Below are 12,140 nucleotides of genomic sequence, written 5' to 3' on the forward strand. Positions count from 1 at the left end.
TCTCCTTCCGCTCCGTTGATCAGAGCCGTCTGGATATAGAAGGACATGGGCACAAATGAAAAGCCCGGACCAATGGACCGGGCTCCAAAAACTCTGAGACTGGGAAGCAATCAGGGCTGTGTGCCACCCGCTGCCGCCTCCGGCTGCACCTGAGACAATAGCGCCTCATTGGACTGCTGCTCAAGATCACGAGCAATTCCGGCCGTCCATATATCCGCGGCCTTCAGCAGTTCGCGCGTCGCAATCGGACCATCCTTCAGGAGCTTCTTGCCCGCCTCACTGGAATAAAATGCGGTGATGGCCTGAAGTTCTTCCGCGGTGAACGCCCGTGCATAGACAAGGGCTGCTTCATTCTCGAGGTCGGCACGCCGTGCTGCCAGTTTCAGAGCCTGCTCGTTCACCGTATCGGAAATCTTGTCCTCAAGATTTGGGTAGGCCTGGATCAACTGGACCGTCAACTGATCCATGATGGACGGGAGGATTGCGTCGAAACGGTCAGTCACACCCAGCGCAGCGATCGCAGAACGCGAAGCCTGCAGATGTTCTGCCGAAACCTCCTGAGCCTGCGCGGATGCTGCACCGAAAAGCACGCTGCCAGCCACAAAGGCCACGGATGCCATGCGGCTCAATCTGGTAAAGCTGATCATGAAAGTCGAAGCTCCTGTTATTTCTTCGGCTCCATCACGCGCGCGCCCGCCGGACCGGCGATGATTGCGAGGGATGCCAAGTTGATGAAAAGTCCGTGTTCAACGACGCCCGGAATGGCGTTCAGTTGGCTTGCCAAAGCGTCTGCATCAGGAATACGGCCAAATGATGCATCCAGAATAAGGTGCCCGCCATCCGTCATGAAAAGGCTCTCATCTGCGCGCACCCGCAGCACGAGATCTCCAGTCAGCCCAAGCGTCGAGGCAAGCTTTTCAACAGCGCGTTGCGTTGCGACCTGCCCAAAGGAATTGATCTCGATCGGCAGCGGAAAACGTCCAAGCGTCTCGACGACCTTGGTCTCATCAGCAATGACGATCATGCGGGCAGAGGCCGCTGCGACGATCTTTTCCCGCAGCAGTGCACCACCACCTCCCTTGATCAGCCTTAGATTGCCATCGACTTCGTCAGCACCATCAATGGTCAGATCAAGGTCCGGCAGTTCATCGAGTGACTTGAGCGGCACGCCCAGTTCGACGCAAAGACGCGCCGTCCTTTCAGATGTCGGCACACCGACGACGTTAAGACCAGCAGCAACACGCTCAGCCAGCAGCCGAACAAATTCCTCGGCCGTAGAACCAGTGCCTATTCCCAGTCGCATGCCGTCTTCCACATGCTCCAGTGCCGCCGCAGCGGCCTTGATCTTCATTTCGCGGGCGTCCATGCGCCGAAAGCTCCCGTCCGTTTCGCTGACAGGTGTTTACACGCCCGGAAAGACAAACGAAAGCCCCTTTGCCGCAACGGCAGCCGTTGCATCTTAACCTCTATTCCACTAACTCGCCGGTATCCATCATCCAGCCGAATTGGAGCCGCCATGACTGCCACGACGATTGTTTTCGATCTGGATGGAACGCTGATTGATACGGCGCCGGATCTCGTGGCCAGCCTGAATTACACGATTGCAGCCTGTGACTTGGAGCCTGTGACCTTCGCCGATCTGACCCATCTGGTGGGCCAGGGCGCACGCATGATGATCCGCCGGGCATTCGATCTGCGCGATCGCACACTGTCTGAAGATCAGGTCCCCATGTTGCTTATGCGGTTCATCGAGCATTATCAGAGCGCCATGCCTGGGGAAAGCAAACCCTATCCCGGTCTCCTGGATGCATTGGAACGCCTCAAGCTGGAGGGTTTCATCCTCGCCGTCTGCACCAACAAAATGGAATCTCTGGCACGCGAACTGCTGACGTCACTCGATCTGACACACCACTTCGCGGCGCTGACGGGTGGCGACAGCTTTGCTGTTCGCAAACCGGATCCGGCGCATCTTGTAAAGACCATTAGCCTCGCCGGCGGCGACCCATCCAACGCCATCATGATTGGTGACAGCATAAACGACATCATGGCGGCAAAGAACGCCAACCTGCCGTCGATCGCGGTGCCTTTCGGCTATTCCGATGTTCCGGTGGAAACCCTGTCGCCGACCCGGATAATCACCCATTTCGACCAGTTGACAGCAGAACTGATCAACGAACTTGTATCCCTCGCCCGCTAGCGCCGCGCAGCAAATATCGCATTTCTATGGCCAACACGGCCAGCAAACGGAACCAGTCGACCGGCTCACCAAGGTACGATGCAAGCGCGGTCAATGACCGCGAAGCTGACGCTCAAGCGGGTGAATTATACCCGCCTGGCGGCCCAGTGCGGCAAGATCACGGCCCGGAACCGGGGTTCAGGTGCCGCGCGCCTCGCCTGTCGCCGCAAATGCCTTGGCCGTGTAGCTGTCGCGCTCATAGACATCATCGAAATATTCCACGATGCCGTCTTTGTTTGGCCATGCGGTGAAGTAAGAGACATAGACGGGGATCTTCTGAGGGACCTGGACCGCACGATTTTGGCCTGACGCGATCTGTCGACCAATATCCTCGACTGTCGTTCCCATGACAGCGGCCGCCATCACACGGGGCTCTGAAAGTCTGACGCAACCGTGGCTGAGCGCACGCATGTCACGATTAAAATAGCTCTTGGACGGCGTGTCATGCATGTAGATCGCATGGTCATTCGGAAACAGGATCTTGAGTTCCCCAAGCGCATTGTCGCTTCCCGGCGGCTGCCGGACATTGACGGCATGCGTCGTATTCCAGTTAACTTCGCTGGACGCAACACGCTTGCCACCGTAGCTCACCTCGTAACCGAGGCGATCCAGATAGCCTGGGTCTTGGCGCAGCTTCGGCAGCATTTCATTGACGATAATCGATTTCGGAACCCCCCAGTAGGGATTGAATTCAACCGTCTGGATCTGGTCCTGGAAGAAGTAGGTCTGATTTGCCTTCGAACCGACGACCACACGCATCGACAGCTGCTCACGACCACCTTCAAAGTAATAGGCCTGATAGGCCGGCTGATTGATGAAGACATAACGGTCGCCCAGATCGGCCGGCAGCCAGCGCAACTGCTCCAGGGCAACAACAAGCTTCTTGATCTTTTCTTCGTTGCTGTGTCCGGTGAGCGCCCTGACGGTTGCCGGACCGACCACACCATCCGGCTTGAGGTCTTGCTCCTCCTGGAAGTCCTTGATCACCTCTGCCAGTTCGTTCGTATACTGCGTCGAACCGTCATAGGCATCGAGAACAAGCCCATGCTCGGCCTTCAACGCGTCGGACGCAGCCGCCTTCAGTGCAGCCATCACATTCGGAAGCTCGGCACTCGACTGCCCGGGCTTTAGCATCAAGCGGCCTTTGATCTCCACTCTGCCAGCATCGGCGGCATCTTCCGCCCTCAATCGGGCCAGCTCGTTGCGCAGGGTCACAAACTGAATATTGTCCGGGTCACGATTGCGCAGGTAGGCCGCCACATCGGGGCTGAGCCTCAGCATATCGAGAACCGGGCTGAGATTTACGGTCTTCCGCTTGAAATCGTAGTAACCGGAGATCTTGTTGGGATCGATCCGTCCGCGTTCGGTGTCGGCGACATAGGTCAGCACGGCGGCTGAGAGAGCCACCTCGAAGCCTACCAACTCACGTTGGAACTGATCTCCATCCGACGCAGTGTCGCCAGACGGAAGCGCAACGACATAGTCCTCGGGAGACAGGCCGACGGTGTCGGCTTGTGCGAGAGCGTCCAGCATCTGTCGCGCCTTGTCACTCGGCCCTGTCGCTGTGATCCAGATAAATGGTTTCGCCGGATTGCCGTAATAGGCCTCAACGGCCTCGGCAACGCCCGGCAGGGCGCTCACTTTGGCTTCAGCAAGGAAACGACGGGAATCGGCCCCGTTTTCGGCTGCAACAGCGGAAGCAGCCTCGGGACTGCGAAGCGTTATCTGGATCCTGCGCATGGCTTCAGGCTTGTACGTGTAGTAGCGCGGCCCGGTCACCCGCGGCAAAGGCTCGGGATCTCCCATTTCCAGGCCACCCTGCGCTTCACGCTCCAGCGAAGCTGCGGGACTACGACTTTGATTGGCAGGACCACCCCGCAAAAGATCCAGCAGCGTCACTGCATGAGCCACCGAGGGTGCAGCCACAAGGCCAGTCATCGCGGCAACAAGTGTCGTCGCCGCGATCGTCGTATAGTTTTTCATCGTAACACTCATTCCATCTAAGTTGCCGCCAGGCCCCGACCCGGCAACAAAGGTCCCGATCTCGCGACTAGGGTAAACTTAAGGCAAAACAATGAAAAGCAATCAGAGAGTTGTGAATCGGCGGCCAGATCATCACATATGCGTCAAACTTCAGGCAGTGACGAGAACACACATGCGGTCATGCCTTTGGTTGCATTAGCTTTTTCATCAGCAATGTGACATTTGCCTGTCCGTGTGTCCCGACGTTTAAGAAATAACGTGGACCGATTTGCCCCCGCACCGTGCCATAATGGCCACGCGCCTCATCACTTTAGCCGGGCTGCTTGGGTTCCGGATTCAAGAACCAGCGCACCACAACCAGCGCCATGATGGCGCCCAGGATCTGCATCACAACAAATACGGGAACGTCCTGAAGACGTATCCCCGCAAAACTATCAGAAAATGCCCGCGCCAGCGTGACCGCAGGGTTGGCAAAGGAAGTCGACGCAGTGAACCAATAGGCCGCCGTGATGTAGAGACCAACCGATACGGCAATGCCTTCAGGGCGATAGCGGCGGGTCAGCAAGATAGTGACCAGAAGACCGAAAGTTGCAACACCCTCGGCGACCCATTGCCCAAGACCGCTGCGCAGTTTCAAGGACATCTGCCAGGTGGCCAGATCGAACATGAGATGCGCCAACCAGACGCCGACCAGCCCTCCGGCGACCTGCATCAGGATGTAGAGGCCGGCAGATTTCCGATCCATTTCCCGAAGCAACAGCATCACGATGGTGACCGCAGGATTGAAGTGCGCACCCGAGATAGGTCCGAACATCGTAATCAGGACAACCAGAATTGCGCCAGTCGGTATTGTATTGCCCAGCAGGGCGATGGCGACGTTCCCGCCAGCCAGTGCCTCGGCCATGATGCCCGATCCGACGACCGTTGCCAGAAGAAAGGCCGTGCCAAGGAATTCGGCCATCAGCCGTCTGGAATTGGTCATGATCTGTCGCCCCGCCTCAGTGTCCATCTGAGGCCTGACCGATGTCGCTCAGGCGTTTCTGCAAGGCCAACTTGTCAAGGCTTGCGATCGGCAGGCTGACAAAGATGGAAATACGGTGATTGAGCATGCGAAACGTGTCGGCAAAGGCCAGCGCTTTTTCGCTTTCCGTACCCTCGGCCGCCGCAGGGTCTGGCAGCCCCCAATGGGCAGTCATCGGCTGACCCGGCCACACCGGACACGCTTCGGCTGCCGCAGAATCACAGACCGTGAACACGAAATCCATCTTTGGCGCCCCGGAGACGGCAAATTCATCCCAGCTCTTCGAGCGAAGCCCGCTGACATCGAAGTTTTGCCTCGTAAGCACGTCTATCGCGAGCGGATGAACGGCACCCTTGGGCTGTGAACCCGCAGAGTAAGCGTTGAAACGCCCCTGCCCCAGCCTGCCTAGACACGCTTCTGCCAGGATCGATCGGGCCGAATTGCCGGTGCACAGGAAAAGTACGTTATAGGCTTGGTCCGTCATGGAGATCCCCAATCCATCAGCAGTCACACACAAGCGTCTCAAGAAGAGGTCGACACGCCTCGGGCGAGCCCCCGCAACAATCCTGGAACAGGAATGACAGCAGATCGCGCATCTGCACGACATTCGCGCGGTATCGAATATTGCGGCCTTCACGAGCATTTTCGACAAGCCCCGCACCGGCCAGTACCGTCAAGTTTGCCGATAGCGTGTTGGTCTTCATATCCAGCCGTTCAGCGATTTCCCCCGCGTAGAGGCCGTCCGGAGCATGGCGGACCAGCAGCCGGAAGATGGTCAGCCGACCGTCATGCGCAAGCGCGTTTAGTGATGCCAATGCAGTTTTCGTATCCATATTTCCAGAAATCATGAATTTTGGAAGTTTTCAAGAGGCAAGAGGATGTCGATATATTGACAATGATATTCAGGTTTTTAGCTTGCATTGTACCGAGCCCTGACTGACTTACATCATGGAGAAGCAAGGCCACCTCTTCAATTCGAAAGGGAGAGACTCATGAGCACCCGCACCGAAACCGACACCTTCGGCCCCATAGCCGTCGCTTCAGACCGCTACTGGGGCGCACAGGCCGAGCGTTCGCTTGGTAACTTCAAGATCGGCTGGGAGAAGCAGCCTCTTCCCGTGGTCCGCGCCCTGGGCATCGTCAAGCAGGCTGCCGCACACGCCAATATGGCACTTGGAAAGCTCGACACGAATCTTGGCGAAGCGATCGTTGCCGCAGCCCAGGAAGTGATCGACGGCAAGTTGAACGATCACTTTCCGCTGGTCGTCTGGCAGACCGGCTCCGGTACACAGTCCAACATGAACGCAAATGAGGTAATCTCAAACCGAGCGATCGAAATGCTGGGCGGCGAGATGGGCTCGAAGAAGCCCGCCCATCCAAACGACCACGTCAATATGAGCCAGTCGTCCAACGACACCTATCCGACGGCCATGCATATCGCTGCGGCAGAGCACATCGTCCATCATCTCCTGCCAGCGCTGAAGCACCTGCATGCCGCCCTTGACGCCAAGGCAAAGGCCTTTGCCCACATCATCAAGATAGGTCGAACGCATACGCAGGACGCAACGCCGCTGACGCTCGGCCAGGAATTCGGTGGTTACGCTGCCCAGGTCGCCTCGTCTATCAAGCGGATCGAGCTAACGCTGCCCGGCCTTTACGAACTTGCCCAAGGCGGCACCGCCGTCGGAACCGGCCTCAATGCGCCAGTCGGCTTTGCCGAGAAGGTCGCGGAAGAGATTGCCAAGATCACCGGCCTGCCCTTCGTGACCGCTCCGAACAAGTTCGAGGCGCTCGCTGCCCATGACGCCATGGTCTTTGCCCATGGTGCAATCAACGCCGCCGCCGCAGCCCTGTTCAAGATCGCCAACGACATCCGCTTCTTGGGCTCCGGTCCACGCGCCGGTCTCGGTGAACTGGCACTGCCGGAAAACGAACCCGGCTCGTCGATCATGCCGGGCAAGGTCAACCCGACGCAGTCGGAGGCCCTCACTCAGGTCTGCGCCCATATCTTCGGCAACCATGCTGCCATCACTTTTGCCGGCAGCCAGGGGCATTTCGAGCTTAACGTCTACAATCCGATGATGGCTTACAATTTCCTGCAGTCGGTGCAGTTGCTCGGCGATGCCGCCGTATCGTTCACCGACAATTGCGTCGTCGGCATTGAAGCCCGCGAAGACAATATTCGAAAGGGCGTCGAGAACTCGCTGATGCTGGTAACAGCGCTGAATGGCAAACTGGGCTACGACACCTGCGCCAAGATTGCCAAGACCGCCCACAAGAACGGCACCACCTTGCGCGAGGAAGCTGTCGGCGGCGGTTACCTCACCAATGAGGAATTCGATCAATATGTGCGCCCGGAACTGATGATCGGTCCTCAATAAGGACTGATGAGGGACACATACCACTCCCGGATTGGCGGGCATTTGGCCCGCCTTTCGCTTCGCGTCTTTAGAATGATTGCAATATTAACCAGCGCCTCTTAAACCATCGCCATCTTGTTTCCTGCAGCAAAGGGCCCGCGATGGCAGACGATCTCTTTCCCCTGGGTGAAGACCAGACCCCCTACCGCAAGATCAGCTCGGACTACGTTTCAGTCGAGACCTTCAAAGGTCAGGAAATTCTGACAGTGGAGCCGGAAGGTTTGCGCCTTCTCGCGGAGACCGCGCTTTCCGACATCAACCACTTGCTGCGCCCCGGCCACCTGAAACAGCTCGCATCCATTCTCGAAGACCCCGAGGCAACCGACAACGACCGCTTCGTCGCCTTTGACCTCCTGAAGAACGCCAACATCGCCGCCGGTGGCATCCTGCCGATGTGCCAGGACACCGGTACTGCGATCGTCATGGGCAAGAAGGGCCGCCGGGTCTGGACGGACGGCCACGATTACGACGCGCTGGCCGAAGGCGTACGCGACGCCTATGAGCGCCGCAATCTCCGCTATTCGCAGCTCGCCCCGATCAAGATGTTCGAGGAAAAGAACACCAAGACCAACCTGCCGGCCCAGATCGACCTCTATGAAGAGGGCGAGGACGCCTACAAGTTCCTCTTCATGGCCAAGGGTGGTGGCTCGGCCAACAAGACCTTCCTCTATCAGGGTACACCCTCGCTTTTGACCCATGACCGGATGATCGACTTCCTTAAGGAGAAGATCCTCACCTTGGGTACGGCAGCCTGTCCCCCCTATCATCTGGCGATCGTCATCGGCGGCCTTTCAGCCGAGATGACGCTGAAAACCGTCAAGCTCGCCTCGGCCCGCTATCTCGACGATCTGCCGACCGAGGGCTCCGAGTCCGGCCACGCCTTCCGCGATCTGGAGATGGAAAAGGAAATCCACAAGCTCACCCAGTCGATGGGTGTCGGTGCCCAGTTCGGCGGCAAGTATTTCTGTCATGACGTGCGGGTCATCCGCCTGCCCCGCCATGGCGCCTCGCTGCCGATCGGGCTGGGTGTCAGCTGTTCCGCCGACCGCCAGGCCAAGGGCAAGATCACGAAGGATGGCATCTATATCGAGCAGCTGGAAACCGATCCGTCGAAGTACATGCCGGACATTGATGAGAGTGCGCTATCGTCCTCGGTCGTCAAGATCGATCTCAACCAGCCGATGAGCGCGATTCTCGCCGAACTCACCAAACATCCGGTCAAGACCCGCCTGTCGCTGACCGGCACGATCATCGTTGCCCGCGATCTCGCCCACTCAAAGATCCGCGATCGCCTGGAAAAGGGCGAAGGCATGCCGGAATACATGAAGAACCACCCGGTTTATTATGCCGGCCCCGCCAAGACCCCGACCGGCTATGCCTCGGGCTCCTTCGGACCGACGACCGCCGGTCGCATGGACAGTTACGTTGACCAGTTCCAGTCCTTCGGCGGTTCCATGGTAATGCTTGCCAAGGGCAACCGCTCCCGCGCCGTCCGCGAGGCCTGCAAGACCCATGGTGGCTTCTATCTCGGCTCGATCGGAGGCCCGGCAGCTCGTCTGGCGCAGGATTGCATCAAGAAGGTCGAAGTTCTGGAATATCCCGAACTTGGCATGGAAGCCGTCTGGAAAATCGAAGTCGAAGATTTCCCGGCATTCATCGTCACGGACGACAAGGGGAACGACTTTTTCCAGGAATTCAATCTTGGCTGATCGGAAAAATTGAGAGGCCTTGGCTCACGGCACCCAGTCGTGAGCCGAAATATCAGGATATTTCAATCAATTACAGAATCTAAATTTTCGCCCTGATTTCTCACCCCACACAAGTGAGGTGCTGCCGATTAAACTTTTCCAAAGATTTTAAGGATACAACATAAAGAGGAGTTGCTCCTACCACCACTTACGTTCGGAGTTGGCCGATGAATACGGCAACGAATTCGCCAAAGGCTCAGGTGCCAGATGTTGCCGCGCAAATAACATTTGCAATGCGCACCATGGGCGTTGCGCCGATACCGAGAAATTACGAGCTCTTCTATGAAGCCTATATAGGCTCAAATCCGACACTGACGCGCGAGCTTGCCGCATTGGGCAGCAGGGCAACGCAGGAAGAACTTGATCAGCTTGGCGAAGTTCATTTCGGAAGCCACCAAAACCGTGTGGTGGACTCAGCCCATAGCAAGATTCTGACAGAGCTTGAGGCTCTTTTGCGCCTGTTGAAGCAGGAACAGACCTCGCTTGAGAGTTACAATAAGCTTCTCGCTGAAACCCATACCCGGATCACATCGAAGAACTCAACCAGCGCAGACATTTTGCGCAACGCGATCGCCATCCTGTCCAAGGCTACCGGTGAGACGATGGCGCATGGCGAACAGACGGTCGAGCAATTCTCGCAAAAGTCGCAGGAAATGGACCAGGTTCGCCGTGAACTGGACGAGTACAAGCGCATAGCGAATACCGATTCCCTCACCCGCATCGCGAACCGCCGCGCCTTTGACGAGCGTCTTGCCACCATCTTTGACGGTGTCTCAAAACCTCTAACAGCACTTGTTCTCGCGGATATCGACAACTTCAAGAAAATCAACGATGCCTATGGGCACCCGGTCGGCGACAAGATCCTCGCGACCGTTGCCAATGTCATCAAGGCGAATGTGCGCAAAGACTGCTTCGTCGCCCGCACGGGTGGCGAGGAGTTCGCCATTATCATTGACGGCAACACCTCCGATGAAGTCCAGCAGATCTGCGAACGCGTCCGCGTTGCACTGGAAACAACGCCCTTCAAGAATTCCAAGACCGGCGTGAACTACGGGCCTATTACGATTTCGCTTGGCTTTTGCATGGCAGGCGATGCCGAGGATGCAGGTGAGCTTTACGCCAAGGCGGACATTGCGCTTTATTGCGCAAAGAACAGCGGTCGCAACCGTACAAAGCTCTACGAAGACGGAATGAAGAAGGACTTCACCAAGAGCTGGCTGATCTATCGGCGCTGAACTTCGGCCACGAGCCAGTTTTCACCACATCGACTGCGTGGCACGTCCCGGCCATTCCCGATCATAGCTCTCGGCATCAAAGTCTGCCTGCGCGGCCTTCAACATAGTTCCGGGCGACGGGAGTCTGGCCGGATCTATCTGGGCCTCGGCATCCCAGAGGCCCGCCCGCATGACCGCCCGCGCACATTGAAAATAGACTTCCCGAATCTCGATGACGGTCACAGTACGCGGATGCTTGCCATCAATGTCGAAGCTGGCCAGCACGTCCGGATCTGCCGTCAGCACGGCATTGCCATTCACGCGCATGACTGAACTGGAACCAGGGATCAGAAACATTAGGGCGACGCGCGGATCACGCACAATATTGAGAAGAGAATCGATCCGGTTGTTGCCACGCCAATCCGGCAACGCAAGTGTCTTGTCATCAAGGATCCTGACAACGCAACTGCGGTCGCCGCGCGGCGAACAATCGAGCCCTTCCGGCCCAACCGTGGCCAAAGCCACGAAGGGGGAATGCTCAATCATCACGCGATAGGCATCCGTCAGAACAGATGTCACCTTCTTGAGAGAGGCCTCACTGGCAGCGCCATAAAGGACCTGCAACTCCTCGACAGAACTGATCACCTGCATGAAAACTCCCTCCCGACCGCTGCAAACAGCGTAGCGTCAGGAAACAGCTATCACAGCCGATGAACCTTGGCAGCAGGCAAGTCCATTTCCTGAGACAGGCCAACGAAGTCAGCGATCGCTGAGATAACCTCAGGCGCACTGACGATACGACGATGGCCATGACCGTTCGCCCAGACATGCTGCACTTTCGGCGACAGACCAATGAAACGTTCTGCATGTGCGACGGGCACCTCCTTGTCGTCCTCGGCATGAACGACCAGCAGCTCGGGATCAATCCGCCGGCTGACAGCCACACTGTCCAGTGCCTCGACCGGAATTCCAGCCAGCCGAAGAACTCGCTTGTTCATGGCGTGCACCGAGGCGGGACCGAGGCCAACAGCCCTGGCAAAACCATTGAACACCTCGCTCATGTTCGAAGGTGAACCGATGACAACGAGGCGCCGAGTTTTCAATTGCGGTATGCCGCCGAATATTCCACCCGCCGCCATCGTCACCGCAGCACCGCCAAAAGAGTGCCCGACAACAGCCGTGAAGGGTCCATGATGGGCTTCCGCCACGCCGATCGCTTCGGCAGCCTTACGCAGTTCGAGGACACGGCCACTGGAGGCACCATGGCCCGGAAGGTCGAGCATGACGACTTCGGCGCCCCGCTCCTGTAACCCACATGCCAGATCCACCAGATACTCCGAACGCGAGCCCCAGCCGTGAACAACCAGAACCTTGGGTGACGGTAGATTTGTACCAAGCACCGGTAGACGATAACTTGTGACCTTACCGCTTTTCGTGGCAAGCCTAGCGCAATCCGCTGCCTGTAAGCGGGTTCGGCCACGACGAAATACATCACGGGCTTTCATGCCTTTTGGTTTG

12 protein-coding genes are annotated in these 12,140 nt (G+C 57.5%); 4 read left to right on the top strand and 8 right to left on the bottom strand.

What is annotated here, in order from left to right; all coding sequences use genetic code 11:
• Positions 1-110: 110 nt before the first annotated feature.
• Both FE840_RS14925 and rpiA read right to left on the bottom strand, forming a co-directional pair.
• Positions 111-647 carry a DUF2059 domain-containing protein gene (locus tag FE840_RS14925; RefSeq protein WP_138286282.1) on the bottom strand — a complete coding sequence of 179 codons (537 nt, stop codon included), beginning with the start codon at positions 645-647 and terminating at the stop codon, positions 111-113.
• Positions 648-664: 17 nt separating this feature from the next.
• The gene (gene rpiA, locus FE840_RS14930; RefSeq protein WP_138286283.1) at positions 665-1,366 is read right to left on the bottom strand and encodes a ribose-5-phosphate isomerase RpiA; all 702 of its coding nucleotides are present in this window, start codon (positions 1,364-1,366) and stop codon (positions 665-667) included.
• Positions 1,367-1,516: 150 nt separating this feature from the next.
• Here rpiA and FE840_RS14935 point away from each other — a divergent pair, with 150 nt between their 5' ends.
• On the top strand, positions 1,517-2,197 hold the full coding sequence (locus FE840_RS14935; RefSeq protein WP_138286284.1) for an HAD family hydrolase: 681 nt from the start codon (positions 1,517-1,519) through the stop codon (positions 2,195-2,197).
• A 177-nt stretch (positions 2,198-2,374) separates the two neighbouring features.
• On the opposite strand, the gene FE840_RS14940 is transcribed toward FE840_RS14935, so the two are convergent.
• The 4 genes from FE840_RS14940 to FE840_RS14955 form a co-directional block, all read right to left on the bottom strand.
• Complete coding sequence (locus FE840_RS14940; protein WP_425502135.1) at positions 2,375-4,219, bottom strand: L,D-transpeptidase family protein; 1,845 nt, start codon at positions 4,217-4,219, stop codon at positions 2,375-2,377.
• A 310-nt stretch (positions 4,220-4,529) separates the two neighbouring features.
• A complete protein-coding gene (locus FE840_RS14945; RefSeq protein ID WP_138286286.1) occupies positions 4,530-5,201 on the bottom strand; it encodes an MIP/aquaporin family protein in 672 nt (223 codons plus the stop codon).
• 16 nt (positions 5,202-5,217) lie between these two features.
• Positions 5,218-5,724 (bottom strand): arsenate reductase ArsC, encoded by a 507-nt coding sequence (locus tag FE840_RS14950; RefSeq protein ID WP_138286287.1) that lies wholly within the window; start codon positions 5,722-5,724, stop codon positions 5,218-5,220.
• Positions 5,725-5,740: 16 nt separating this feature from the next.
• A complete protein-coding gene (locus FE840_RS14955) occupies positions 5,741-6,073 on the bottom strand; it encodes an ArsR/SmtB family transcription factor (RefSeq protein ID WP_138286288.1) in 333 nt (110 codons plus the stop codon).
• A gap of 159 nt (positions 6,074-6,232) precedes the next feature.
• Between FE840_RS14955 and fumC the strand changes: the two genes are divergently transcribed.
• From fumC to FE840_RS14970, 3 genes are all read left to right on the top strand, one after another.
• Positions 6,233-7,621 carry a class II fumarate hydratase gene (fumC, locus tag FE840_RS14960; protein WP_138286289.1) on the top strand — a complete coding sequence of 463 codons (1,389 nt, stop codon included), beginning with the start codon at positions 6,233-6,235 and terminating at the stop codon, positions 7,619-7,621.
• Positions 7,622-7,761: 140 nt separating this feature from the next.
• Complete coding sequence (locus FE840_RS14965) at positions 7,762-9,369, top strand: fumarate hydratase (RefSeq protein ID WP_138286290.1); 1,608 nt, start codon at positions 7,762-7,764, stop codon at positions 9,367-9,369.
• 206 nt (positions 9,370-9,575) lie between these two features.
• A complete protein-coding gene (locus FE840_RS14970; RefSeq protein ID WP_138286291.1) occupies positions 9,576-10,643 on the top strand; it encodes a GGDEF domain-containing protein in 1,068 nt (355 codons plus the stop codon).
• A gap of 21 nt (positions 10,644-10,664) precedes the next feature.
• Here the strand turns inward: FE840_RS14970 and FE840_RS14975 are convergent, their stop codons facing one another.
• The gene (locus tag FE840_RS14975) at positions 10,665-11,273 is read right to left on the bottom strand and encodes a pyridoxamine 5'-phosphate oxidase family protein (RefSeq protein ID WP_138286292.1); all 609 of its coding nucleotides are present in this window, start codon (positions 11,271-11,273) and stop codon (positions 10,665-10,667) included.
• 50 nt (positions 11,274-11,323) lie between these two features.
• Complete coding sequence (locus FE840_RS14980; RefSeq protein ID WP_246318787.1) at positions 11,324-12,127, bottom strand: alpha/beta hydrolase; 804 nt, start codon at positions 12,125-12,127, stop codon at positions 11,324-11,326.
• Positions 12,128-12,140: the final 13 nt, after the last annotated feature.

This window comes from Peteryoungia desertarenae, from assembly GCF_005860795.2.
In the GTDB taxonomy this organism is placed as follows: Bacteria; Pseudomonadota; Alphaproteobacteria; order Rhizobiales; family Rhizobiaceae; genus Allorhizobium; species Allorhizobium desertarenae.